Source organism: Nonomuraea angiospora, from assembly GCF_014873145.1.
GTDB classification, from domain to species: domain Bacteria; phylum Actinomycetota; class Actinomycetes; order Streptosporangiales; family Streptosporangiaceae; genus Nonomuraea; species Nonomuraea angiospora.
In genome coordinates this window covers 11218343-11242388 of sequence record NZ_JADBEK010000001.1, presented here as the reverse complement: position 1 = coordinate 11242388, position 24046 = coordinate 11218343, and the positions used below count along the sequence as shown (strand labels likewise).

General features: G+C 69.2%; 22 protein-coding genes. 5 read left to right on the top strand and 17 right to left on the bottom strand.

Annotated features, from left to right (window positions below; genetic code table 11):
• Window positions 1–25: 25 nt before the first annotated feature.
• From H4W80_RS51445 to H4W80_RS51405, 9 genes are all read right to left on the bottom strand, one after another.
• Entirely contained in the window at window positions 26–691 is a 666-nt protein-coding gene (locus tag H4W80_RS51445; protein ID WP_192791738.1) for a DUF4097 family beta strand repeat-containing protein, read from the bottom strand.
• A 286-nt stretch (window positions 692–977) separates the two neighbouring features.
• On the bottom strand, window positions 978–2960 hold the full coding sequence (locus tag H4W80_RS51440; RefSeq protein WP_192791737.1) for a right-handed parallel beta-helix repeat-containing protein: 1983 nt from the start codon (window positions 2958–2960) through the stop codon (window positions 978–980).
• A 202-nt stretch (window positions 2961–3162) separates the two neighbouring features.
• A complete protein-coding gene (locus tag H4W80_RS51435) occupies window positions 3163–3774 on the bottom strand; it encodes a hypothetical protein (RefSeq protein ID WP_192791736.1) in 612 nt (203 codons plus the stop codon).
• 377 nt (window positions 3775–4151) lie between these two features.
• Window positions 4152–4643 carry a hypothetical protein gene (locus H4W80_RS51430; RefSeq protein WP_192791735.1) on the bottom strand — a complete coding sequence of 164 codons (492 nt, stop codon included), beginning with the start codon at window positions 4641–4643 and terminating at the stop codon, window positions 4152–4154.
• Entirely contained in the window at window positions 4640–5986 is a 1347-nt protein-coding gene (locus H4W80_RS51425; protein WP_192791734.1) for a molybdopterin-dependent oxidoreductase, read from the bottom strand. Before H4W80_RS51425 ends, H4W80_RS51430 begins: the two co-directional genes overlap by 4 nt.
• Window positions 5987–6024: 38 nt before the next feature.
• A complete protein-coding gene (locus H4W80_RS51420; protein WP_192791733.1) occupies window positions 6025–7470 on the bottom strand; it encodes a glycosyltransferase family 87 protein in 1446 nt (481 codons plus the stop codon).
• The gene (locus H4W80_RS51415; protein WP_192791732.1) at window positions 7467–8480 is read right to left on the bottom strand and encodes an NAD-dependent epimerase/dehydratase family protein; all 1014 of its coding nucleotides are present in this window, start codon (window positions 8478–8480) and stop codon (window positions 7467–7469) included. The genes H4W80_RS51420 and H4W80_RS51415 overlap by 4 nt, the downstream gene beginning before the upstream one ends.
• On the bottom strand, window positions 8477–9130 hold the full coding sequence (locus H4W80_RS51410) for a TIGR04282 family arsenosugar biosynthesis glycosyltransferase (protein WP_192791731.1): 654 nt from the start codon (window positions 9128–9130) through the stop codon (window positions 8477–8479). Before H4W80_RS51410 ends, H4W80_RS51415 begins: the two co-directional genes overlap by 4 nt.
• Window positions 9127–9792 carry a glycosyltransferase family 2 protein gene (locus H4W80_RS51405; RefSeq protein ID WP_192791730.1) on the bottom strand — a complete coding sequence of 222 codons (666 nt, stop codon included), beginning with the start codon at window positions 9790–9792 and terminating at the stop codon, window positions 9127–9129. The genes H4W80_RS51410 and H4W80_RS51405 overlap by 4 nt, the downstream gene beginning before the upstream one ends.
• 423 nt (window positions 9793–10215) lie before the next feature.
• Here H4W80_RS51405 and H4W80_RS51400 point away from each other — a divergent pair, with 423 nt between their 5' ends.
• Window positions 10216–10557, top strand: a complete 342-nt coding sequence (locus tag H4W80_RS51400; RefSeq protein WP_192791729.1) for a hypothetical protein — start codon at window positions 10216–10218, stop codon at window positions 10555–10557.
• On the opposite strand, the gene H4W80_RS51395 is transcribed toward H4W80_RS51400, so the two are convergent.
• The 5 genes from H4W80_RS51395 to H4W80_RS51375 are packed head-to-tail and all read right to left on the bottom strand — an operon-like array spanning window position 10552 to window position 15842.
• Entirely contained in the window at window positions 10552–11745 is a 1194-nt protein-coding gene (locus H4W80_RS51395) for an ADP-dependent glucokinase/phosphofructokinase (protein WP_192791728.1), read from the bottom strand. The genes H4W80_RS51400 and H4W80_RS51395 overlap by 6 nt on opposite strands.
• Window position 11746: 1 nt before the next feature.
• Window positions 11747–12607 (bottom strand): ketose-bisphosphate aldolase, encoded by an 861-nt coding sequence (locus H4W80_RS51390; protein WP_192791727.1) that lies wholly within the window; start codon window positions 12605–12607, stop codon window positions 11747–11749.
• Between the two features lie 54 nt (window positions 12608–12661).
• Window positions 12662–13504: a carbohydrate ABC transporter permease gene (locus H4W80_RS51385; protein WP_192791726.1), complete on the bottom strand. Its 843-nt coding sequence runs from the start codon at window positions 13502–13504 to the stop codon at window positions 12662–12664.
• Window positions 13505–13510: 6 nt separating this feature from the next.
• Window positions 13511–14521 (bottom strand): carbohydrate ABC transporter permease, encoded by a 1011-nt coding sequence (locus H4W80_RS64120; protein WP_318787466.1) that lies wholly within the window; start codon window positions 14519–14521, stop codon window positions 13511–13513.
• A 13-nt stretch (window positions 14522–14534) separates the two neighbouring features.
• Entirely contained in the window at window positions 14535–15842 is a 1308-nt protein-coding gene (locus tag H4W80_RS51375) for an ABC transporter substrate-binding protein (protein ID WP_192791725.1), read from the bottom strand.
• Between the two features lie 294 nt (window positions 15843–16136).
• Between H4W80_RS51375 and H4W80_RS51370 the strand changes: the two genes are divergently transcribed.
• Window positions 16137–16982 (top strand): DeoR/GlpR family DNA-binding transcription regulator, encoded by an 846-nt coding sequence (locus tag H4W80_RS51370; protein WP_318787465.1) that lies wholly within the window; start codon window positions 16137–16139, stop codon window positions 16980–16982.
• Window positions 16983–17090: 108 nt separating this feature from the next.
• Here H4W80_RS51370 and H4W80_RS51365 read toward each other — a convergent pair whose 3' ends face one another.
• Both H4W80_RS51365 and H4W80_RS51360 read right to left on the bottom strand, forming a co-directional pair.
• Complete coding sequence (locus H4W80_RS51365; RefSeq protein WP_192791723.1) at window positions 17091–18395, bottom strand: family 43 glycosylhydrolase; 1305 nt, start codon at window positions 18393–18395, stop codon at window positions 17091–17093.
• Window positions 18396–18521: 126 nt separating this feature from the next.
• A complete protein-coding gene (locus tag H4W80_RS51360) occupies window positions 18522–19976 on the bottom strand; it encodes an MFS transporter (protein WP_318787464.1) in 1455 nt (484 codons plus the stop codon).
• Window positions 19977–20076: 100 nt separating this feature from the next.
• Here H4W80_RS51360 and H4W80_RS51355 point away from each other — a divergent pair, with 100 nt between their 5' ends.
• Window positions 20077–20691 (top strand): TetR/AcrR family transcriptional regulator, encoded by a 615-nt coding sequence (locus tag H4W80_RS51355; RefSeq protein ID WP_192791722.1) that lies wholly within the window; start codon window positions 20077–20079, stop codon window positions 20689–20691.
• Window positions 20692–20766: 75 nt separating this feature from the next.
• Window positions 20767–21540 carry a TIGR03084 family metal-binding protein gene (locus tag H4W80_RS51350; protein WP_192791721.1) on the top strand — a complete coding sequence of 258 codons (774 nt, stop codon included), beginning with the start codon at window positions 20767–20769 and terminating at the stop codon, window positions 21538–21540.
• A 15-nt stretch (window positions 21541–21555) separates the two neighbouring features.
• Here the strand turns inward: H4W80_RS51350 and H4W80_RS51345 are convergent, their stop codons facing one another.
• Window positions 21556–22491, bottom strand: coding sequence for an acyl-CoA desaturase (locus tag H4W80_RS51345; RefSeq protein ID WP_318787463.1), 936 nt, complete (start codon window positions 22489–22491; stop codon window positions 21556–21558).
• 173 nt (window positions 22492–22664) lie between these two features.
• Between H4W80_RS51345 and H4W80_RS51340 the strand changes: the two genes are divergently transcribed.
• The gene (locus H4W80_RS51340; protein ID WP_318787462.1) at window positions 22665–24044 is read left to right on the top strand and encodes a cytochrome P450; all 1380 of its coding nucleotides are present in this window, start codon (window positions 22665–22667) and stop codon (window positions 24042–24044) included.
• The last annotated feature ends 2 nt before the right edge of the window (window positions 24045–24046 follow it).

Below are 24046 nucleotides of genomic sequence, written 5' to 3'. Positions count from 1 at the left end.
GCTGCGTCGCTTTCCGGGCTGTGGGTCACAGGCTGCGGGCGGTGATGTCGCCGTTGGAGGTGGTGGCGTGGACGTCGAGTTCGGCGGTGCCGTCGTTCTTGAGGGAGTTGGTGACGCGGCCGTGGGTGGTTCCGGCGTCCAGGGCGGCCGAGACGCCGGCGGCGGCGGCGATCGAGATGTCGCCGGACTGGGTACGGAGCACGACCTTGCCGCCGGTGGCCTCGGCGATGCGGATGTCGCCGCGGGCGGTGCTGATCTCGGCGGGGCCGCCGAGGCGGCCGACCTCGACGTCGCCGTCGGTCGCGGTGAGGCGCAGGCTCGCGGTCTCCTCGAGCGTGATCTGGCGGTACGCGCCCTCGAAGGCGACGTCGCCGAGGCGGCCGGAGGTCCGGAGCTCGGCACTGGCGCTCTTCGCCTCGACGCGGGAGCCGGCGGGCAGCTTGACGGTCACGTCGATGGATCCGGACGGGCCGAGGTACTGGTTCCTGGCCGCGGACGTCTCGATCCGCAGGACGCCGTCGGCGTAGGCGACCGTGGTCTGCTCGGCCGCCTTCACGTCGCGGCTCTTGGAGGCGTTCGTGGGCCGGACCTCGACCGTGGTGTCGGTCTGGTCGGCGGCGATGAACTGCAGGCGTCCCGAGGGGATGTCCAGGACGGCGGAGATCGCGGCGGGGGTGTCGAACTTCTGCATGATGTGCTCCTTGCGCGGCGTTTCTTTCGATGTCCAGAGCATCGCCAACCGCGCTGATACCGGGCCGTCACCGTCCTGACGCCGCCGCTGACATACGGGGGAAAGACGGCGGATGTTCGGCGGCCACGGCATCACTCGCCGGGGGCTTCACGCGCCTTCTCGGGGGTTGATGCTCCCAAACAGAGCGGCTGCAACACGGGGTTCGTGTTGCAGCCGCTCTTTCGCGCGTATCGTGCCAGGAAGACGGGCGGAGCGCCGTCACCGGGCTCACGTTCATTCAGGTCTTTTACGTGAGCTTCCCGGGACGGATCGCCACATCATCGATCTGGAACGCGGGTCCGGCGATGCTCGCGTTCCAGACAAAGGTCCAGTCGACGCGGGTCGTGCCCGCGGGCGCGGTGAACGTGCCGGCCGCTTCGGTCCAGGCGGTCTTCCGGGCCAGGGAGATGGCGTCGGTACGCAGCACCGTGCCGGACTCGTCGCGCCACCGCACGTTCCACGTGACGGCGGGCATGGTCGCCACGGCCTCCCGGTACCACAGCGACACCTGGTAGCTCGTACCGGCGACCACACCGCTGTATCCGGGGAAGTTGTCAAGCGCCACCGCGCTGCCGGACGCCTGGGCGCTGGTCATCTGCAGCGAGCCGGTGCCGCCATGCGCGCCGCCGGTCTGGTGCGCCACAGTGGCCCCGTACCACGGGGCGTAGGGCGAGACGGTCGAGCCGGACTCGAAGTCCTGCTCGGCGATCGCCGGCGGGACGGGCGTGCCGCCGTCGAACGTGCTGCCGGCGTCCTGGCCGTACTGGGGGCCGACCCACAGCCCGGGCACGATGCGATTGCCCATGTCGGTGACCCTGAACTGCCACGGTCCGGTGTAGGTGTTGTCGTGCCAGGAGTTGTGCGAGTCGTGGACGATCGACTGCTGGATCACGGCGCCCTTGTACGGGGACCAGTCCGGGTACGTGCCCCAGTTGGACAGCAGGGCCATGTGCCCGCAGTACTGCGTCGGGCAGCCGCCGTTGACTGCACTGGGGTCGAAGGCGAACGTGTTGTGGTGGACGTCGACGTTCTTCGTCCACCAGCGGCAGTTGGTGTAGAGCGGCTCGCTCGCGATGGCAGGAGCCGAGCACTGTGAGGTGTTGGTCGGTCCGACGATCAGCGTGCAGTCGCCGGTCGTCGAGGCCGGGCTGTTGCAGAACCGGTCGGCGTTCGCCCACGCGGTGATCCCGCCCCAGTTGTTCTGGAGCAGGTTGCCGGTGATCTCGATCTTGCTGGTCCGCGCGTTCAAGCGGGGCTCACCATCCGCCTCGGACAGGTAGATCGCCGCTTCGGGGAACGGGTCGCCCTTCGTTGCCCGCTCGGCGCCGGAGGCCCAGGCGTTGCGGCGGATGGTGTTGTTCCTGATCACGACGTTGTAGCTGATCTCGTAGAAGATCGCGAGCGAGTCGTTGTCCTCAATGAGGTTGTTCTCGATGAGGAAGTCGTTGTTGTTGGTGTCCGCCCAGACGCCCGGCCCGTGGTTGCCGTGGACCCAGTTGCCGGTCACGTCGGCGCCGTTCACCGCCCAGAACTTCATGCCGCCGGTGCATCCGCACCCAGGGACCTGGTGCTCCCAGTCCTCGGTGTTGTTGCCGGTGAACTCGTTGTCCGCCACCACCAGGCCGGTGATGGTGTTGCCGGCCTTGTACGCGTTCAGGCCGTACTGCCCGTTGTCCTTGAGGCAGTTGCCACGGATCTTGTTCGTGGCCCCGGCCATCAGCGCCGCGCCGGAGTTGTCGCGGATCGTGTTGTGCTCCACGACCCAGCCGTCGCCGGAGTCGTGGTTGACCACACCCTGATCGCGTGGCGCGACGAATCCGGTGATGGTCAGGTACCGGATCGTGACGCCGGTCGCCTGCTGGGTGAACGCGAACAGGTTCAGCCGCTGCCCGTCCAGTACCGCGCCGGGCGCGCCGATGAACGTCGCGCCGTTGCCGGGCATGATCTGGGCGTACTTGTCGGTGCCCAGCGTGTGCGTGCCGGTCTCGAAGTAGTACGTGGTGTTCGCCTGGCGTAAGTTCACGCCGCTGTTGTCGCCCGCGGGGACGACGACCGCGCCGGCGGGCGGTGTGGTCGGGCCGTTCAGCGACGAGCTGCCGCAGACCGCCGCCGTTGCCGTTGCCTTCGTCGAAGCGGTTCCCCGATCGACCGACTCGCCACTCGCCGGCGTCGCGCCGCCCATGACGACCGTGGCGAGGGCCACCAGCGCCACCGGCCAGGTTCTTCGCATGCCTGTTCTCCTCCAGGTTTCGGCCAGCCTTGGGCGCACTCGACCGCCGGCAGTCGCCGCTGTAGCCGGAGCTCGCACCTACCCTCAAGATCAAACGCTGAGAGAGTACTGCAGGGCCGATGCCGGCGTCCTTTTAATCCATGGTTTCCGGGTTCGAGCCCCGGCCGCGCGTTCACCATGCGGCAGGTGAGATTCCTGTCCGCTACCCGGCAGGCCTGTCAGGTCTGCGTGACCTGATCAAGCGGCGGCCGAGCAGGCTCAGGTAGAGCAGCCAGGCGATCTGCGACAGGCAGATGACCAGGACCAGCCGTACGAGGGGAAGTTCGACGATGTACAGCGTGCACGTCGCGGCGCAGGCGAGGAACCAGTCGACCCGCATGCCCGCCAGGTACGCGCGGTAGCGCGCCCGCCTGGGGACCGCCCAGATGCCGGTGATCCTGGTCTGCACGACGAGGAACTGCAGGCGAGTCCCGAGCGACAGCTCCGCCCGCACGCCCAGGGACCTGGCTGCGGAGATGTGGCCGAGTTCGTGCACCAGGACGAGGAGCCACGTGCCGGCCGCGAACGCGACAGTGAACGTGAGGCTGTCGGACCACACCAGGGCGGACAGGCTCGGCAGGATGCCAGGGTCGGCGATGGCGGCGGCGACGGCACAGGCGGTCAGCAGGATCAGCACGGCGTGCGCGGGCCTGGAGAAGAGCCAGGCCACGTGGTGTGGCCGAATCCGGTCCCACCGGTTCGGCGGCCGTTCGGGACGGTTGAGCAGCCCCGCGCTTGCGAGCCCGGTGAGGAACGCGTCCACGTCCACGTCCACGCCCTGCTCGGCCCGTCGGGGCGTAGGTCATCGCGCGCAGAACCCGGCCGCTGTGGTTGACCTGCCGGCGCCAGGGGCCCTCGTAGCCGGCGTGCCCGCGTGACCAGGAGCGCCATCCCGCGACAGTGTCGCGGATCCGGCGCGAGACGGCCCAGGAGGTACGGCGCGGCGGGTCGGGCGCCCAGGCCTGACCCGCCTGCAGGGCCAGGCCGACGCTCTGTCCGGCGCGCAGGGTGAGAGCGGCGTCCGCGACCGAGCCGCTGATCCGGAATTCCACCGGGCTGGACAGGGTGAGCACGTCGGCGCCGCCACGGGCGATCAGGCCGCCGCGGACCGGCAGTCCGACAGCATCGCGTAGTCGCCGATCGGCCGGGCGCTCAACGGCCGGCCCACCCCGCGGCCAGGCGTCGCAGCACGTAGAGCAGTGCTGAGGCGGCGAAGAGCACCAGGGTGACCAGAATCCATCGGTTGAGATAAGGGATGGTGCTCAAGCCGACCGCCGCCCTGTAGTTGGGCTCGGCACCGCGCAGGATGAGGGGGGACCACACCAGCAGCAGCAGACCCGAGAAGGCGGCCGGCACGCGCAGGTAATTGATCGGCGCCGGCCGGCGCCGACGCCGGGCAGCCGTACGACCACGGCGAGGGGTACGCGCGGTGGCGGACCGGGCGGCGAAGTCGGCGGCGGAGTAAAGAGGGAACAGCACCAGGTCGTGGAGGACGATCGCCCCCACGAACCACACCAGAAAGCCGGGCCAGATCCCCACGTCGACCACCCGGGTGGCGGCGTAACCGGCGACCAGGAAACAGAGGGCGAGGACGAGCAGGTGCCACGAAGGGGCGCCGTAGGCCCTCGCCCACCGGCCGTTCAAGATCGCTCCTGGGTGAAGTCGAGCTCGCGCACCCACTTCGTGTTGTGCACCCCGGGAGCGTTGGGGACGATGACCCGCGCCGGGTATCCGTGGTCGAGGGACAGGTCGGCGCCGTTGACCCGCAGCGCCAGCAGCGAGCGCGGGTCGGCGACCTGTGCGGCGCTGAGCGAGGCCTGACCGAAATAGCCCCCGCGTTGCAGCGACCTGGCGGTGACACCCGTCGAGCCGGTCCGGATCCCGGCGAGGCGGGCGAGGTCGGCCAGCCGTACGCCGGTCCAGGTCTGGACGGTCGACCAGCCTTCCACGCAGGCGATCGGCAGGGCGTAGGTGTGCAGCGGCATCGCCAGCAGGTCCGCGCGGGACAGTTCCGTCCGGTGTGGTCCGACGAGTGCCAGCCGCCAGGACTCGCCGGTCCGGGCCGGGGTGACGCCGAGGCTCGCCGCTGTCTTGTTGACCTGGAAGTCGTTGGGACCCGTACCGTAGAGGCGCCCGTGGGGAGCGAGCAGCGCGGTACGGCGCAACGGCCCGTCGACGCACTGGCCGACGGACAGGCCGAACATGACCAGCGAGCCGCCACCGGCGAAGGCCAGCAGGCCGCGCCTGGACATCGTGGGGGGCGCCGGGTCGGTGGCGACCAGGCCATCGGGGTCCGGCGGCTCCGGGCGGGTGTCCGCCACAGAGGTGCGGAGGTAGTCGCGCAGGCCGTACGTCCGCAGGGTGCGGACGACGCGGGGCAGCTTGATGACGACGTGTACGACGAAGGCGGCCAGGAAGATCCACGCGCCGTAGAAGTGGGCCGGGTAGAAGGAGAACGGGAAGACGTAGAAGAGCTGGATGTTGAGGATGCCGGTCACGAACTGGAATATCGCGCCGCCGACCAGGAGCAGCAGGCTGGCCCGCTCGACGGCCTCCGCGACCGAGCGGGCGGGCGGCCAGGCGAACAGCTTGGGGATGACCGACCACAGCTTGGCCAGCAGTATCGGCACCAGTGTCAGCCCGCCGACGACGTGCGCGCCCTGGGTGACCCGGTACAACCAGACCGGGTCCGTGGGCCAGTCGAACAGGTAGAAGCCGAGCAGGCCCCTGCCGGGGGTGGTGTCGTTGCCCGGCAGCCGAGGCTCGTAGGCGGCGTACGACACCAGCCCGGTGAGCGCGACGACGGTGATCCCGGCCAGCAGGATCAGTCCGAGCACCGAGGTCAGCCAGGGGCCGCGGAGCGGGCTGCGCCAGAACTCCGGCCGGAACGGCCCGGGCGGCCCGCTCCACCCCCTGAGGCGCGCGGCCAGGCGGCCCTTCCTGCCGGGCTTGACCTCTCGATCGCGCCCACGCGACGCATCCGGCACCGATCCCCCCGAAATCCCATGTCGGCTGTCCGGTCTCCTTACCGGAAACGGTCTTTCCAAAGCCACGCCCGGGCCCCCATTCGGCAATGTCCGTACGCGCTGCCGGACGAGGGACGGACCGCGCGTACGACGAGCCCGGCGGCCACCGCCAGCGCGGCAAGGGCGTAGGCGATGGTCCCGGAGCCGGCGACGGTGCCCATGTACGCCACGCCGCTCGCCAGCGGGACGCCGAGCCACTCCCACCGGCCGTCGAGGGCGACCAGCGCGACGACCAGGACGGCGTACCAGGAATAGCCGGGCGTGAACACGAGGAACCCGACCCCGGTCACCAGCAGGGCGCCTCGCCACGGCCGGTCCGCGTCACCGTGGCGGAGCACGTGGAAGATCGTGATCCCGAGGATGACGAGGGCCGCGGGGAACGCCCACGAGCCGGGAAGGACCAGCCGCAGCAGCGCGTACCGGTCCCCGCTGCCGGCATCCTCGTAACCCTCCTCGGTCAGGTAACCGAAGAAGTATCCGAGTACGGAGCCGCGCGAGGCGAGCACGTACGGCAGATAGGCGAGCGCCACGACCAGAGCGGCGGGGCCGAGGACGGCCAGGGCATCGAGCATCCGGCGCGCCGGCGGCTTTCCTCCTGACGCCAGGATCCCGGAGAGCGCTCCGGGTACGGCGGCGGCGGGCAGCAGCTTGACGGCGGTCGCCGCGCCGAGCAGCGCGCCGCCGAGGACCCTGTGCCTGTTCACCGTGGTCAGGGCGAGGACGGCGAGCAGGATGCCGAGCGCGTCGACGTGGGCGTTGTTCACCAGTTCGAGCGGGACGGCGGGACACCACGCGTAGCAGGCGGCGTAGGCCGGAGCGTCGTCCCGGGTGCCGGGCCGGCGGCTGAGCGCGATCAGCAGCACGGCCGAGGTCGCGCACGCCAGGAGCGCGCCGCCGACCTGCAGCGGCTTGTGCCGTGCCCCTTCGGGCGAGAGTCCGTGGACCAGGAGGAAGTACGCCTCCGCCATCGGCGGATAGATCGTGTGCACGCCGGGGCGGTTGATCCGCGTGCACGACGTACCCGAGTCTCCTGAGGGGATCGGATAGCGATCGGGCCCCTCGCAGCCGGCGCCGCGGGGGAAGAGCCAGGGGTCGCGCAGCGGCGCCAGCGCCGCCTCGGCCGGAGCGTGATCGTAGGGCGAGACGCCCGCGGCCTGCACCCGTCCGTCCCAGGCGTAGCGGTAGGAGTCGGTGCTGGTGGCGGGCGGCGAGAGGAGACCGGTGGCGGTCACGGCGATCCCGCCGGCGATCACCAGGCACCTCGCCTGACGCGCCGGCAGCCCGCGCACGGCCCACGCCGCCGCGCAGAAGAACGCCCACGCGAGCAGGTACGGCCAGAACAGGCCGTGGCGATCCGCGGGAACGGTGTCCGCGCCGATCGCCAGCGCGAGCGTGCCGGCAAGGGCGGCCAGCAGGACGACCGTGCCCGCCGCGCGGCAGGTCACGCCGGCCAGGCCAGGGGTGCGGTGGCGAACTCCTTCATCCCCTCGTCGAAGCCGATCCGGGCGTGGAAGCCGAGCTCCGCACGCGCCTTGTGCGGAGCGGCCACGATGTGACGGACATCGCCCAGCCGGTACTCCCCCGTCGTCACCGGCTCCGGCCCGCCACGCTGCGCGGCCAGTGCCGCGGCCAGGTCACCGACCGTGCGCGGCTCCCCGCTGGCGATGTTGTACGCGGCCAGCAGGCCCGGCCGGCCGCCGGAGAGCGCGGCGACGTTCGCGCGGGCGACGTCGCGGACGTGGACGAAATCCCGCAACTGCCCGCCGTCCTCGAACACCCTGGGTGCTCGACCGGCCTCCAGCGCGGACCGGAAGATCGCCGCCACCCCGGAGTAGGGCGTGTCCCGGGGCATCCTGGGCCCGTACACGTTGTGGTACCGCAACGCGACGGCCGTGCCGCCGGTCTCGCGCGCCCAGTTGGCGGCCAGGTGCTCCTGCGCCAGCTTGCTGGTCGCGTACGCGTTGCGGGGATCCGCCGGCGCGTCCTCATCGATCGTGGCGTAGCCCACCTCCGAGTCGCACCGGGGGCAACGAGGCTCGAAGAGCCCCCGTGCCAGGGCGGCGGCGGAACGCGGCGCGGGCCGTACCCGGCCGTGCCTCGGACAGTCGTAGGCGCCCTCTCCGTAGACCACCATCGAGGAGGCCAGCACCAGCCGCCCGACCTCGTGCCGGGCCATCGCGGCGAGCAGCACGGCCGTGCCGTACACGTTGACCGAGGCGTAGTCCGGCAGGTCGGCCACATTCACGCCGAGCCCGACCTTGGCCGCCTGGTGCACGACGACGTCGGCCCCTGCCATCAACCGGTCGAGCGTGGCGGCGTCGCGCACGTCGTCGCCGGTCCTGAGGTCGAGGCGGACCACCTCGTGTCCGGCCGCCTCCAGCGCCTGCGCCACATGGCTCCCGATGAACCCGGCCGCGCCGGTGACCAGCACCTTCGCCTCACGAGAAGGGGTCATGACAACGCCGCCGTTCCGGCGAGCGCGGCGGCGAAGCGCGAGTGGGGCGCCTGCGCCGCCACCTCGACCGCGTCCTCCATGGTGTCCACATCGGTCAGGCAGGGCAGGCGGGCGACGCTCAGTCCGGCCTCTATCAGTCTGTTCAGCTGGATCTCTCCTGTGGTCGGCTCGGACATCGGCACGCCGAGCAGCAGATCGGGGTCGGGGGCGCGCAGCCCGAGAAGCCAGAACCCACCGTCCGTCGCGGGCCCGAACACCGCGTCGTGGGCGGCGAGCGACGACACTGCGCCGGCCAGCAGGCCGGCGGACACCTGCGGGGTGTCCATGCCGATGAGCACTATCGGGGTGGGCGACAACCGGTGGGCGTCGTCGAAGGCGGCGGCGAGCCGTTCGTCCAGTCCGTCGCCGCGCTGCGGTACGACCGTGAACCCGGCGGGCAGCCACGCCCCGGGAGCTCCGTCGAGAGCGATCACGCGACGGGCCACCGGAACCCGGGCGACCGTCCGCAACGTGTCCTCCAGCGCGGCGCCGGCCAGTGCCGCGGCCTCGCGCGGAGTGCAGGGCGGGGTCAGGCGGGTCTTCACCTTGCCCGGTACGGGCTCCTTGGCGATCACCAGGAGTTGCGCGCCGTCGCTACCGTGCGAACTCACGTCATACCGCCGTGCCCGGCCATGACCCGGCGCATGTCACCGATCGTCCGTAGCGTGCCGCGCACCGTACCGGTCACCTTCGACCTCCCCGTACGGGCCAGATAGTCCACCTCGACCTCGGCGATCCGCCAGCCGGCCGCACCGGCGCGCAGCACCATCTCCAGGGGGTAGCCGAACCGCCGGTCCGCCAGCTCCAAGGCCAGCAGGGCGGCACGTCCGCACGCCCGCATCGGTCCCAGGTCGTGCAGGTCGGCACCGGTACGGCGGCGCAGCTCGCGAGCCAGCACGGCGTTGCCGAGCCGGGCGTGCACCGGCCAGGAGGCGCCCGGTCCGAGGACGCGTCGGCCGAGGACCAGATCGGCCTCACCTGCCCCGACCGGCCCGGCGACGCGCGGCAACTGCAAGGGGTCGAGGGACGCGTCGGCGTCCATGAAGCACACCACGTCCGCCGTCGCGGCCGTCAGCCCCGCGTGGCACGCGGCGCCGAAGCCGGGCCGTGGCTCAGCGACCACCGTCGCGCCGCACTCCGCCGCGACCCTCGCGGATCCGTCGGTCGAACCGTTGTCGACCACGATCGGGCGGAAGCCGGGCGGCATCCGCCCGAGCACCCAGGGCAGGGCCGCCTCCTCATTCAGGCAGGGCAGAACCACGTCGATCTCCATGGGCCGACGCTAACGCGACAACAGCCCCCCTTCTCTTACGAAAGGATGACGTCGTTCCGAGAAATGACCAGTGCGGGTCGGTGGAAATACCGTTTCCTGGCCGATCCCGCGGTTTGGGCCCCCGGCCCCTTCGTCCCTGACAGGGCATGCGGCCTGTCCCGCTCCGCCAGGTCTTGGCTTTTCCGCTGAGGGCGTGATGGACGCGTTTTTGCCGGACAGTCGCAGCCCCGCGCCTGTAACAGCTTCGTAAGGATCGACGCTGATCTGTCTGGGTAATGTGACGGCATGAACGTCGCCCATCACTATGGGAAAGTCGCGTGATCGGCGCTTTCTACGAAGAAAGCCTCAAAGGCGGAGACGTGGCCATCGAATATGCCGACGGCCGAATGCGGTCGCTCTCCGCCGAGCGCCGGCTCTGGCCTGGTGCTGCGCAGGTGCGTCTTCGACCCCCTTCCGGGAACCGGGCGGTGGGCCGAGGCGCTCCTGGCCGACGGCAACATCGGCATCGGCGGCGACCCGGCGGCCCTCCTCCGGCGCCTGCGCGAGCTGGTCAGGCCGGGAGGAACGATGATCGCCAAACTCTCGCCGCCGGGTTCACAGAGCGGGATCCACACCGTACGGCCGCGCCAGGCCGGGCTTACGGGCGACTGGTTCACCTGGGCGACCGTCTCGATCGACGACATCGCCCCCCTTGCCGGGCGATCCGGGTTCCCGATCGTCGAGCGCTGGAACGCGGCGGGGCGATGGTTCACATCCCTCTCATGACCGGCCCCGGGAGACCGCGGCGAGGAACCCGCCGACGAACGCGTCGCCGAGCCCGATGGTCGTGGGCGCGGCAACGTCGAGATCGAAGCCGGGCAGGCAGCGAACGACCCCGCCCATTCGGCCTTCCAGAGCCGCGGCGAACTCCACCGACTCCGTTCGCCTCGGCCGGTTCTGCATGAGTTCGTAGTGGTGGTTCGTGTACTCGTCGCCGTGGCAGTAGCGGGTGCTGGCGATCACGATGCCCTCGTTCAATGGCTCCGCGTACTCGCCGGCTCTCTCGCCGAATGCCGCCGACCAGTACTTGGTATGCACGACCAAAGTCGCCACGGGGATGAGGGCCTGCAGCGATTCGAGGGCGCGGGCCACCTCTGTCACGGAGAGCAGGTCGACGGGGTAGCCAAGGTGCGACTGCATCTCGTCCTCGTTCAGTCCGTAAACGTCGATGACTTCCAGAAGCGCGTCGCGGACCCGTTGGCTGAGGCCCGGCTCGTGGAATCCGGCGTCCTCGTAGTAGACGACCGCCTCGGCCGGAAGTTGTCGCATGTGGCTTCTCAGCGCGGAAAGGCGGCGGTCAAGTGTGGGCTGGTCCCGTATCGCGTTGAATCCCGAGATCAGAAAGACCCGTGCGTCGCGAAGCAACGAGCCCAGCTCGTCGCTCAGCAGCATGGACTCGTTCGCCGGGTCGTTGACGTAGATCAGTCTGTTCGGAAACGGCGCACGGATGTCGATGTCACCTGCTCGCACCCGCATGCCCTGGTCGTACTGCACGATCAGGTGCGGATAGAGGGTGTCCTGGTCGCCGCTGCAGATGTAGTCGCAGCTTGCCGGCAGCAGGCGGCGGACGATGTCGTTGAGGCTGACCAGGTGCAGGGTGGACGGCACGCCGAGCCGGCTCATCTCCATCGCCGCCCGAACGGAGGTCCCGCCCAGAGTCGTTCGTTTGGGGAACCGCCCCGCGAATGCGTTCAGGCATTCGGAGGAGGCGACGAAGTGCTCGCCTCCTCCGCCCTTTTTGAGGTAGGTGAGAATTGAGATGACCAGTTCGCGCTCGTCGGTCACGGTGACCGATGAGGTCAGCTCGGCATCGTGGATCTGATACTCGCCGATCAGTTGCTCCAGGATCGGCGAGGACAGCTTGAGTTCGTAGTCGACGCATCCCCCCAAGCCCAGGACTACATGGCTGGTCATGTCAGTAGAGAGATGCCTTGCCGGTCGCCTCGAAGAGGTCGATCTTCTGCCCGGCCACCACCTTCATCGCCTCGATGCACGGCGGCTGGATGGAGTTGGGCTCGCGCAGGCTCTCATCGGCCAGGACTTCGCGCATCTTCATGTGGTAGGCCGCCTTGATGTCACTGGAGATATTGATCTTGTTGATGCCGAGCTTGACCGACTGCGCGATCTCGTCGTCGGGGTTGCCCGAGCCGCCGTGCAGCACGAGCGGGATCTGGACCCGATCCTTGATCTCCTTCAGCAGGTCGAGCTTCAGCTCCGGCTTCAGGGACTTCGGGTAGAGGCCGTGATAGGTGCCGATGGCCACGGCGAGACTGTCGACCCCTGTCTCCCGCACGAAGGTCACGGCGTCCGCCGGGTCGGTGTAGATGATCGCGTCGCTGCCGTCCTCGGCCTCGCTGTCGGTCTTGCCGATCGTTCCCAGCTCCGCCTCGACCGACAGGCCGACCGCGTGCGCGGTCTCAGTGACCTTCTTGGAGATCGCGATGTTGTCCTCGAAGGACTTCATCGAGGCGTCGATCATCACCGAGGTGAAGCCGATCCGGATCGCGGTCAGCATCTCCTGGTAGGTCGCGCCGTGGTCCCAGTGAATCGCGATCGGCACGGACGAGCGATGGGCTCGCTGGGTCATCGCGGCGATCACGTCCACTCCGATGTGCCGCACCTCGTCGGGGTGGATCCCGACGAAAAGCGGCGCGTTCTTCTCTTCGCTGATGTCCACGATGCCGTTGAACATGGCGTAGTCACTGATGTTGAAGGCGGGCACGGCGAAGTTTTTTTCGTTCGCCACGGCCAGGAGCACCTTGCCGGTCGTCAGCATTGCTGTATTTCTCCTTCTGGTTGGAAGATTGTCGCTCGAAATGGGGATGACGGGTCAGGCCTTGACCGCGCCGGAGGTCAGGCCGCCGATGAACCGCCGCTGGAAGAGGAGGAACAGCACGAGCACCGGGATGGACCCCAGAATGCTCATGGCCATCATCTGGTTCCACTCGTAGGAGTGCTGGCCCATCAGGAGCTGGATGCCGATGGGAACCGTTCGCATGTCGTCGGTACGCGTGAGGGTCAGCGCGAACAGGTATTCGTTCCAGGAGATCATGAAGGTGTAGACGCCGACGGCGACCAGCCCGGGAACCGAGATGGGCACCAGGATGCGCCAGAGAGCCGTCCAGCTCGACGCCCCGTCCACCTTGACGGATTCATCCAATTCGCGGGGCAGGGTGTTGAAGTATGCGGTCATCATGATAATCGCATAGGGCAGCGTGAACACCATATGGGTGAGGATCAGCCCCGGATAAGTGTTGTACAGGCCGAGTGCCACCACGAGACCGAAGTAAGGAATGACGAGGGTGATCGGCGGCACGGCCTGAACGGTGACGATCACGGCGTTGACGGATCGCTTCAGCGGGAAGTTGTAGCGGCTGAATCCGTACGCCGCGAGGATCGCCACGAACAATGTCAGCACCGTCACCGACAATGCGACGATGTAACTGTTGATGAAAAACCTCAACTGGGTGCCGTCGCCCAGGATCGCCGCGTAGGCGTCGAACGAGAAGTTCTCGGTGATCAGCCGCGGCGGAACCTGGAAGACCTCCCCGTTGGTCTTGAACGACGTCGACAGCATCCACACGACCGGCAGGCCGGCGAAGGCCGCGCCGACGCACAGGCCTGCGAGCACGGCGATCTTCGCGCCGAGGCGCCGCCTTTTGCGGGTGAGCACGGGTGATCACCTCTCCTTTTGCAGGCGAACGTAGAAGAAGGCCAGAACCATCGTGAGCAGCAGGACTATGACGGCGGCGGCGGACGCGGTGGCGAACTCGTAACTGCTGAAGGCCTGCTTGTAGGTGTAGGTGCTGAGCATTTCGGTGGCGTTCAGCGGGCCACCGCCGGTGGTCATCCAGATGAGGGCGAACTGCTGGGAGGTCCAGATGAGGTCGAGCACGGCCATGCTGAGGAGCACCGGTTTCAGCTGTGGGATCGTCACGTTGCGGAACTGGCGGAACGTGCTTGCGCCGTCCACGGAGGCCGCCTCGTACAGGATGGGCGAGATCCCCTGCAACCCCGCGAGGATGCTGATCATGAAGAAGGGGAAGCCGGCCCAGATGTTGATGAACGTCAATGCCCAGAGCGCCGTGTTCGGCTCGGAGAGCCAGCTCACCTGCTCGCGCATCACGCCGATCGTGGTCAGGATGTAGTTGACCACCCCCGACGGGTCCAGCATGAGCCGCCAGATGACCGCGATCACGGCGACCGTGAACAGCCAGGGCAGGATGTAGACGATGCGGAAGATGGCTTTCGTCACTCCGCCCAGCAACGGCGTGTTGAGCATCGTCGCGAAGGCCAGCCCCAGGCCGAGGTGCGCGACGGTGCTCACGGTGATGAAGACGAACGTGTTCTTCAGCGCGGCCAGGAAGTCGGGATCGGTGAGCACCGTGGTGTAGTTGGCGAGGCCGGCGAAGACCGGATTCTGCTCGACGATCACGTTGTCCTTGAACGAATAGCTGACCACCATCGCGATGGGGATAATCATCAGCACAAAGATCAGGATGAGCGTCGGCGAGAGATAGCCGTACGGGACAACGCGCTGCACGGGAAAAGGCCGCGTCCTTCTCCGCCGGCCCGCAGAGGATTCCGATGCCGATTTTGCGGCTCCCGGGGAGGCCGCGGGATCGAGTTTCGCGGTTTCCATCGATGTCTCCTTGTTTCGGGGCCGCGCCGCACGGTCGGCGCGGCCCACGAAGTACGGAAGGTCAGAGCACCGGGGCCCAGGCCTGTTGCGCCTTGTTGAGGGCCTCGTCGACACTCTGCTTGCCGGTGAGCGCGAGCTGCAGCTGCTCATCGAAGCTGCGCATGAGGTCTTCGGACTTCGGCAATCCGACGAACTCGTTGGCGGGATAGCCCGCCTTGTAGATGTCGAAGGCCGTCTTGAACAGCGGGTCGCTCGTGCTGAAGTCCGGCTCGGCCGTCTTGTTGCCGGGGAAGCCGTTCGCCAACGTGCTCAGCTGCGCGTTCGCCTGCTTGTTCATCAAGAACTGGACCAGCTTGAACGCCTCGGCCTTGTGCTCCGAGGACTCGGCGACGCCGATGCCCCAGGACGCGTACGGGATGCCGCGCTTGCCGGTGTAACCGTCCTCGGCCGGGATCGGCACCACCGTGAAGTCCAGCTTCGGATCGTTCTTCTTGATCAGCGTGATGTGAGCCAGGGAATCGATCATCATGCCGACCTGACCGGTGGAGAACTTCTCCACCTTGTCCTGCTCTTTCATGGTCAGCGCTCCGGGCGCGATGACGCCCGCGTCGTTCAGGCTCTTGACGTAGTCCACGGTGCTCTTGACGCCCTGGCCGGTCAGGTCGGGCTTCCCGTCCTTGGTGAGCATGCTGCCACCCGATGCCCACAACCAGGACATCACGTCATTCTGGACGCCGTTGGGGACGGCGGTGTCGAGTGGCAGGGCCCAGCCCTTGACGTTGCCGCCGAGCGCGGTGATCTTCTTGGCCGCTTCCAAGAACTCCGTGCGCGTGCTCGGAGGCTTCTTGATGCCCGCCTTCGAGAGCAGATCGTTGTTGACGAACAGGGGGTAGACGAAGTTGACCACGGGGATCATGTAGGTCTTCCCCTTGATCTGAATCTGGCTCGCGAGCTGGCTGGAGTCGTACTTCGCGGCTGTCATGAGCTCGGACAGGTCAGCGATGGCGCCCTGCTTGGCGAAGTCGCTCACCCATGCGCCGTCGAGTCCCACGACGTCGGGCAGCGTCCTCGACGCCGCCCCGGACACCAGCTGCTGCTTGGTGGACGCGTACGGACCACTCAACAGCTTGACCTTGATGTTCGGGTTCTGTGCCGTGAATTCGGACATAAGCTTGTCGAACGATCCCGCCGGCAGCTCCGGCGCCCACCACTGCGCGAACTCCAGAGTGACGGTCCCGTCGCCGCTCGATTCCGCGCTCGACCCCGAGCCGGAACCGCACCCCACGGCCGTGGCGCCGATCATCGCCACCGCCACCACCCCGAGTAGTCGCCTCGTCCGGCCCTGCAACCGGGTGCTGCCTCCGGTCATCGCGACCTCCTTGCTGTACAGGTGTTACCGGTCTTTGCCGATTTCCGCCACATTAACAACGCGTGACGCCACCCCACAAGCCCTAGTAACGCAAAAACCCGCTAGGAACCGCACAGTTCGGCATACAGCGGAAGAGACGTGCTGCGGTGCGAGGTTTCCAGCGCCCCGACACCCGCATTCGGCGGCAGCTCGCCTGAAAGTGGCAGCTTTTTGCGGTAGTCTGCAGTTCTAGTCCTGTATCACCCCTCTGTTGCGTTGATCGCTAGCGCAACTACCGCAGAGATGGGAGGGTCAGTGACCCTTGACGAAGAGGACCGGCAGCGTCGTCTACCCGCAGGACGCAAGGCCCAGCTGGCGGCATACGTCGCGGAGGCCGGGCAGGTCACGGTCAGCGCACTCGCAGAGCGCTTCGGCGTCTCCATCGACACGATCCGTCGAGACCTGGACCAGCTCAGCGCCGACGGTGTCCTGGTCCGCACCTATGGCGGAGCGGTCAGTCAGGCCACTCTATCTCGGGTCGACCGTGCCGTTGACGTGCGGCTCAAGATGGAGGAAGGCGAGAAGGAGAAGATCGCGGTACTCGCCGCGTCGCTGGTCAAGGATGGATCGATCATCATGATCAACGGCGGTACGACCACTCTTGCCGTCGCCCGTAACCTGCGCAACCACCGGGACCTGACGGTGGTGACGAACAGTCTGCTCGTGCCCCCCGCGCTGCAGCCCTCCGCCGTCCGCGACGTGTACGTCTTCGGCGGCGCGGTCCGCACTCTCACGCTGGCCACCATCGGCCCCGTCAGCTTCCGGGCATCCGACGGAAGCGAGCTGGACATCAGCTGCGATCTGGCGTTGATCGGGGTCGGCGCCGTTTCGGCGGCCGGCTACACGACGAGCAACCTCTCCGAGGCGGCGATGATGCGAGAGATGATCTCTCGGTCGGCGCGCGTGGCGATCCTGGCCGACTCCTCCAAGTTCGGGCGCCGGCTCTTCGCCCAGGTGTCGGAGCTCGGGGGCGCCGACTACCTCGTCACGGACTCCACCCCGCCGCCCGATCTTCTGGACGCGCTGGCGGAGAACGAGGTAGAGCTGATCACGCCGGAAACCGCCGAAGGCACCCCTGAAGCCGGTCCGGATCCCCAGTAGGCATCGCTGGCCGTTCCCCATGACGGGAGAACGGCCAGTCAGCAGCTGGTGCGCCGCCAGGGAGCCGAAGGTTCGCCCATCGCCATCGGCTCGCGGCAGGCTCGTGGATCAGGCGATCTCGATGTGGTCCAGCTCCGCCCAACGCGTCTGATACTGCAGGCGCAGGGTGTTCCACCCGGCGTTCAGCGTGAGCTGGGCCGGCACCTGCGTCCAGTTGTCCCAGCCGCGGTCGGGATAGCTCAGCGTGAACCGCGTGCCGCCGTTCACCGTCACCAGGTGCTGCGCGTCGCCGTACCCGGCGGCATAGGTCACGTACGCGGTGTAGGCCCCGGCGACCGGCGCGAACACCCGGACGTCGACCCAGCTGTCCGCATAGTCGATCTTGGCGACGACGGCCCCCTGCGATGCCCCGGCCGCGCCGGTACGGACCTCGGCGTGGTTGAGCGTGCCGCGCTCGGCCTCGTATCGCACCCGGCTGCCGCGCACGACCGGGTAGTCGTCGGCCCAGCCCAGCTCCGCGGTGTACATGTGGCGCGCGTTGCCCACCCAGCCGTGGAAGAAGACGCGGCTCCCGAGCACGTCGGTCCCGCCGGGGCCCTGAACCGCGCCGTCGAAGGTGGCCGTCGTCATCAGCGGCCGGTACGCCTTGGTGTAGGGCCCGGTCAGCGACGAGGACACGGCGTAGCTGGTGAAATAGCTGTTGCCCGCGTAGGAGCCGGCCGAGTAGAAGAGCACGTACCGGGAGGACCGCTTGACGAGCACGGGAGCCTCGATCACCCCGGCCTCCTCGGGCCGGTCGTTGCGGATGAGCTCGGTGCGGCCGCCGACGAAGGTGACGCCGTCCGCGCCGACCTGCTGCAGCCACAGCACGGTGGGCCGGCCGACGGCGTTGCCGTCGTTCTTGTAGAGCAGGTACCGCTTGCCGTCGGTGTCGACGAAGCTCGACGGGTCGATGTCGCCGCCCTCGCCCGCGTTGCAGACGAGCGGTGAACCGCTGGTCGGCTGGAAGGGGCCGAGGGGGTTCGCCGAGGTGGCGGCGCCGATGCACATGCGCCCGGTGGCGGTGCTGGGGCCGGTGAAGTACATCAGGTAGCGGCCGTCGGGAAGCCGGGAGACGTCGGGTGCCCAGAACCCGCCGGTCCCCGCCCAGGACGGTTTCGCCGGCAGCGCGTCCCCGCGCACGGTCCACGGGCCGGTGGCGGACGAGGCGCCGGCCACCTGGATGCGCCCGGCCGAGCTGCTGGTGGAGTAGGCGTAGAAGGTGGAGCCGACCTGGATGACGTCCGGATCGGGGAAGTCCGCGCGGATCACGGCCGTGGGGGCCACGGCGGCTGCCGCCGGCCCCGCACCGGCCGCGGGCAGGCAGGCCGCGGTCGCGGTGAACACCAGGAAGAGCCGGCCGAGCAGCCGCATGGGGACCTCCGATCATCCGTACTCACGGGTATAAGCCATTCCGGAGCCGCGGAGAAGAGGTTTCTTGGCATTACAGTCAGGAGATTCTGATCGCCGCTGTCAGAGTCGCGGGCGATCGGGGCCCCGTCAAGGGAACGAAGGGCTGCTCGGCTCTGCGAAGTGCCGGGTGCGGGCGATCCCCCAGCCGACGAGGGCCGCCGCGACGACGGTGAGGGTGAGGCCCGCGGTGGTGACGGCCTGGTGGAACTCGCCGGTCTGCTGCGGGCTCCAGTGGGAGGTGGCGAGGTCGCCGGTGAACAGGGTGGCGAGGATCGTGCCGGTGATGGCGATGCCGGTGCCGGAGGTGACCTCGGTGGCGGTGTCGACGAGCGCGGTGCCCATGGTGGTCCGGTTCGCGGGCAGGCCGCGAACCACGTTGAGCCCGGCGACGACGCCGACCACGCGCATCCCGGCCGCCACGAGCACGAGCGCGACCGCGACCCACAGGTAGCCGAACCGGCCGAGCAGGCCGTAGACGGCGAGGCCGGACACGACCGCCGCGGCGCTGCTCCAGGCCGCCCGGTCCAGGCCGACGCGCTGCACGAACGGGTTGACGAACGTGCTGCCCGCGATGAGGACGACGACCTGCGGCAGCATCCCGACGGCGGCCAGCGCGGGCGTCCAGCCCCAGTCGAGCTGCAACTGCAGCGTCACCAGGTAACCGAGCCCGGCGGTCGCCAGCCCGGCGGCGGCCTTGTGGGCCAGGCCGCTGGAGACCAGAGGGAGGGCGAGGAGCTTCAGGTCGAGCAGCGGATGGCGGGCCAGGCGCTCGCGCAGGACGAAGCAGGTCGCCGTCACGGCGGCCGCGGCGGTGACCGCCCAGGGCGCCCACGAGCCGGCGCCCTCGTCCACGAACAGCGTCGGCGCGAAGAGCGCGAGCACGATCGTCGCCGTGCCCAGCAGCATCCCGGGAACGTCGAGGGGGTCGCGGTGGAGGCCGTCCGGGTCGTCGGCGGCGACGCCGGAACGCACGCCGAGGAACGCGAGCCCGGCGACCGGCACGTTCAGCAGCAGCAGGACCTGCCAGGGCACGATCGCCAGCACCAGGCCGCCCGTCGTCGGGCCGATCGCGAGCCCGACCAGGCCGACGGTCGAGATGAGGGTCAGCGCGCGCACGCGCAGGCCGTCCTCGTCGAACAGCCGGAACGCCAGCGCCATCGATCCCGGGGTCGTCATCGCCGCGGCGACCCCCATCGCCGCCCGGACGGCGATCAGCTGCCCGGCGGTGGTGACCACGGCGGTCGCCAGGCTCGCCACGCCGAGCAGGACCAGGCCGATCAGCATGATCCGCCGTCGGCCGAACCGGTCGGCGATCGCGCCGAAGGCGAGCATCAACCCGCCGAACACGACCGCGTAGGCGCCCGTCACCCACTGCAACGCGGTCGTGGAGGCGTGCAGCTCACGTCCGATCACGGGCAGCGCGACGTTCAGGATCGAGTTGTCCAGCATCTCGAAGAGGAACACCGTCGACAGCCCCGCCAACGCGACCCACGCCTCCCGTAGCGAGCGGGGAGTGCGACCAGGCCGTAGGGCTTTCTTCACGTCGCGATCCCCGCTGTGGCGACAATGACAGTGGTCTGTTGCAAGGACATGCCACTAGGTTATGCGACTAAATTAAGTTACACAAGAAAGTGAGGCCGGGATGCCCAGGACCGGACCGCGAGGCGGCCCGCAGACGCGTGCGAAGATCTCGGAGGTCGCGACCCGGCTGTTCCTCGAGCGCGGATTCGACACGGTCACGGTCACCGAGGTCGCGCGGGAGGCCGGGGTCTCGGCCGTGACGGTCTTCAAGCACTTCCCGCGCAAGGAGGACCTGCTGCTGGACCGCGAGGTCGACGCCGTCGGGCTCCTGCGCTCAGCGGTACGCGACCGCGCCCCGGACGCCGGAGTGCTCCGGTCCCTGCGCGACATGGCGTTCCGTCTCCTCGAGGAGCGGCACGCCCTGTCCGGCCTCAAGGACGGGTCCGTCCCCTTCTTCCGGACCGTCGCGGCCTCGCCCGCGCTGGTCTCCCGCGCCAGGGAGATCGCCTCCGACCTCCAGCAGACCCTCGCCGGCGAGCTCGAACACGACCCGGCCTTCGACGGCGACGCCCCGCTGCTCGCCGCCTTCTTCATCGCCGGCTACACCGCGGTGCTGGTGGAGACCGCCCGGCGCCTGGTCGCCGGAGAACCGGCCGACACCGTCGCGGACGACCACCGCGCCCGCCTGGAGCGCCTGTTCGACGCCCTCAGCAGCGGAGTCGCGCCCCGGGCGTGAGGATCACCGCGATCAACCGCGGATAGGCTGACCACACTAGATCAACTTTGCCGTCAATCCGTGAAGGTGACACCGATGTTGAACTACGGCCTCGACCTGTCCCGCATAGAGCTCGACCGCGCTCTGCCCGACCTGGTGGCCGAAGGGGACGAGCTCGACGCCCTGGTATCAGCGCACGCCGACTGGTCGAAGCCCACACCGGCGGAGGGGTGGACGATCGCCCACCAGATCGCTCATCTCGCTTCGGCCGATGCGAACGTGCTCATCGCCATACGGACCCCGGAGACGTTCGACGCCGTGCTGAAGCGGGCGGAAGCCGAAGGCAGCCGGTACGCCGATCTCGACGCCGCCGAGGGAGCGGCCAGACCGCGCTCGGAGCTGCTGGAACAGTGGCGCGCCGGCCGAGCCGAGGTCGCGGCGGAGCTACGTGACCTTCCGCTGGAGCACGGCTTTCCGTGGTACGGCTCGCAGTTGACCGCAGCGCTCATGGTGCCGCTTCGGCTGATGGAGACGTGGGCTCACGGGCAGGACGTCTTCGATGCGCTGGGCGTCTCACGCCGCCCGACGAGCCGGCTCCAGCATGTGGCCTCGCTGGGAGTGGTAGGGCGAGAGCTGTCGTTCTACGCTGCCCAACTGCCTGTTCCGGCAGAGCCGTTCCGGGTCGAGCTGACCGGCCCCGAGGGTCAGACCTGGGCATGGGGCCCGGAAGACGCCGGGCAACGGGTTCGGGGCAGTGCCCTCGACTTCTGCCTCCGAGTCACCCACCGCAGGTCCCGAGCCCAGACCGACCTCACGGCGGTCGGCGAGGACGCGCAGAAGTGGCTCGACATCGCTCGCGTCTTCCTCTGAGAGAGGCAAGACGTCTCATCGCCGGTCGGTGCGGTGGGTCGTCAGACGGTCGGGGCTCGGCCAGCGTACGCCGTGGGCCCAGCCCGCCCGCTCGAACCAGCGGATCAGCCGCGCGCTGGGGTCGAACTGGCCCCTGAGCACGCCGTGCCGGGCGCAGGTCGGCTCCACGTGGTGCCAGTTGTGCCAGCCTTCGCCGAGCGTCAGCATCGCCACCCACCACACGTTGGACGAACGGTCCCTGGTGCGGAACGGGCGGTCGCCGAAGGTGTGGGCGACCGAGTTCACCGACCAGGTGACGTGGTGCACCACGGCGTAGCGGACCAGACCGCCCCACAGGAGCGCGCTCCACGCGCCCGGCCACGACATCGACCAGAGCCCGCCGGCGGCGGCCGGGAGCGCGAACGACATGAGGACGACCGCCGGGTAGGCGGCGTCGAAGCGGCGCACGTCCGGGTCGGCCAGCAGGTCCGGCACCCAGTGCCGGCGGCTGGAGCGGTGGTGGGCCGTGTAGAACCAGCCGATGTGGGCGTGCAGCATGCCGCGTAGCAGGGCCAGGCCGCTGTCGCCGTAGCGCCACGGCGAGTGCGGGTCGCCGTCGCGGTCGGCGTACTTGTGGTGGCGGCGGTGCTCGGCGGCCCACAGCGTGAGGGGGCCCTCGACGGCCATGCCGCCGGCCAGCATGAGCGCGATCCGAAGCGCCCGGTTGGCCTTGAAGGCGCGGTGGGTGAAGAGGCGGTGGTAGCCGATGGCGATCCCGAAGATGCTCACCAGGTACATCGCGACCGCGATGACCAGGTCGCGGGGGCCGATGCCCCAGCCCCACGCGGCCGGCACCGCGAGGGCCAGCAGCAACACGGGCAGGACGACCAGGACGACCAGATAGGCGGTGCGGCGGCCGGTGGTGACCGTCACCGTCTCCGCCGTGGCCGGCTGCGGCATGGGTGAGGTCACGGTTCCTCCCATGAAGCGGTGCGGGACGATCAGGCTCCTTATTCAACGGCCACGCCCATGGACTGCGGCAATGTCCTGACAGTGACGGAGTAATTACCGTGTGGAAGCAAAACAATGCACTCGGTTGTCATGAAGGAAAGGTGTGACGCATCCCTAGATTGTGATTGCGCAACGTGATCATCGTTGTGCGCTCCGGCATCGGGCGGAAGGGCCACGGAATGGGTGCTGTCGACCAGGCGACCACGGGCGGCCATCTGGAGAGATATGACGAGGCGCTGGCCAGGGACCCGATGTCCGCGTTCGGCCTGGTCCGGGAGTGGATGCGTACCGACTGGCGGAGCCTGTTCGCCGAGCTGCGCGAGCGGCGCCCCGTCTTCGTCACGCCCGCCTTCACGGTCGTGACCCGCTTCGCCGACGTCATCGAGGTGCTCTCCCACGAGCAGGTCTTCTCGGTACGCGCCTTCGGTCCGCGCCTCGACGCCGCGCTGGGCGCCCCGTTCATGCTGGGCAGGGACGCCACGCCGATGAACTGGCGGGAAAAGGGCCTGATGCAGCTCATGCTCGACCCGCGGGACGCGGCCGACGTGCGCGAGCTGACCGGCCGCCTCGCCGACGAGCTGCTCGACGCCGCCTGGCCCGAAGGGCGCCTCGAAGCGGTCAACGGGCTGTTCCGCCCGGTCGCCCTCGGCGTGTGCGCGCGCTATTTCGGCGTTCCCGGCCCCGATCCGCAGACCCTGGGCCGGTGGACCCGGGCCATCGTCGCCGACGGCTTCGCCAACTTCCTCGGGGATCCGCAGATCCAGGCCGCGTCCGTCAGAGCGGGCACCGAGCTGGTCGGATACCTGCGAGACCGCCTCGCCGAGCACCGGGCCACGCTGCGGGCCGGCCGCGATCTCCCCGACGACGTCTTTTCCCGCCTCGTCAGCTCCCGCCTGCCCGATGGGGCCGGCGTGACCGACGACCGCATCGTGATCAACATGGCCGGGCTGCCGCTGGGCTTCGTGGAGAGCGCGCCGGGGGCCATGGCCGAGGCGGTCGAGCAGCTCCTGCTGCGCCCGCGGGTGCTCGCGGAGGCCGCGGCCGTCGCCGCGGACCCCGGACGGTTCGATCCGTACGTCTGGGAGGCGCTGCGGTTCAGCCCGTTCTTCAAGCTGCTTCCCCGGCTGTGCGAGCGCGACCACGTCCTGGCCGGCGGCACCCCGCGCAGCACGGTCATCCCCGCGGGCACGTTCGTGCTCGCGGCGCCGGCCTCCGCCATGTTCGACGCGGCCGTGGTGCCGGAGCCCGAGGAGTTCCGCCTCGACCGGCCTCGCCACCATCAGCTGTTCTTCGGCTCCGGTCATCACGCCTGCCTCGGCGTGCACGTGGCCGACGTGGTGATCGCCGAGACCGTACGCCGCCTGCTGCTGCGTCCCGGCGTGCGTCCGCTCCCGCCACCGGCGGGCCGCGTCGAGCGGACACTCGGGATCTTCCCCGACACGTTCACCCTGGGGCTCGGCACCGAAGAGCGGGTCACCACCGAAAGGCCCGGCGGCGCCGGGCGGGAAGGCTGACG

Bases quoted from the DNA above. Each gene is read 5' to 3' on its own strand.
- H4W80_RS51445 (WP_192791738.1), bottom strand. From the start codon at position 691: ATGCAGAAGTTCGACACCCCCGCCGCGATCTCCGCCGTCCTGGACATC.
- H4W80_RS51440 (WP_192791737.1), bottom strand. From the start codon at position 2,960: ATGCGAAGAACCTGGCCGGTGGCGCTGGTGGCCCTCGCCACGGTCGTC.
- H4W80_RS51415 (WP_192791732.1), bottom strand. From the start codon at position 8,480: ATGACCCCTTCTCGTGAGGCGAAGGTGCTGGTCACCGGCGCGGCCGGG.
- H4W80_RS51405 (WP_192791730.1), bottom strand. From the start codon at position 9,792: ATGGAGATCGACGTGGTTCTGCCCTGCCTGAATGAGGAGGCGGCCCTG.
- H4W80_RS51395 (WP_192791728.1), bottom strand. From the start codon at position 11,745: ATGACCAGCCATGTAGTCCTGGGCTTGGGGGGATGCGTCGACTACGAA.
- H4W80_RS51390 (WP_192791727.1), bottom strand. From the start codon at position 12,607: ATGCTGACGACCGGCAAGGTGCTCCTGGCCGTGGCGAACGAAAAAAAC.
- H4W80_RS51375 (WP_192791725.1), bottom strand. From the start codon at position 15,842: ATGACCGGAGGCAGCACCCGGTTGCAGGGCCGGACGAGGCGACTACTC.
- H4W80_RS51365 (WP_192791723.1), bottom strand. From the start codon at position 18,395: ATGCGGCTGCTCGGCCGGCTCTTCCTGGTGTTCACCGCGACCGCGGCC.
- H4W80_RS51355 (WP_192791722.1), top strand. From the start codon at position 20,077: ATGCCCAGGACCGGACCGCGAGGCGGCCCGCAGACGCGTGCGAAGATC.
- H4W80_RS51350 (WP_192791721.1), top strand. From the start codon at position 20,767: ATGTTGAACTACGGCCTCGACCTGTCCCGCATAGAGCTCGACCGCGCT.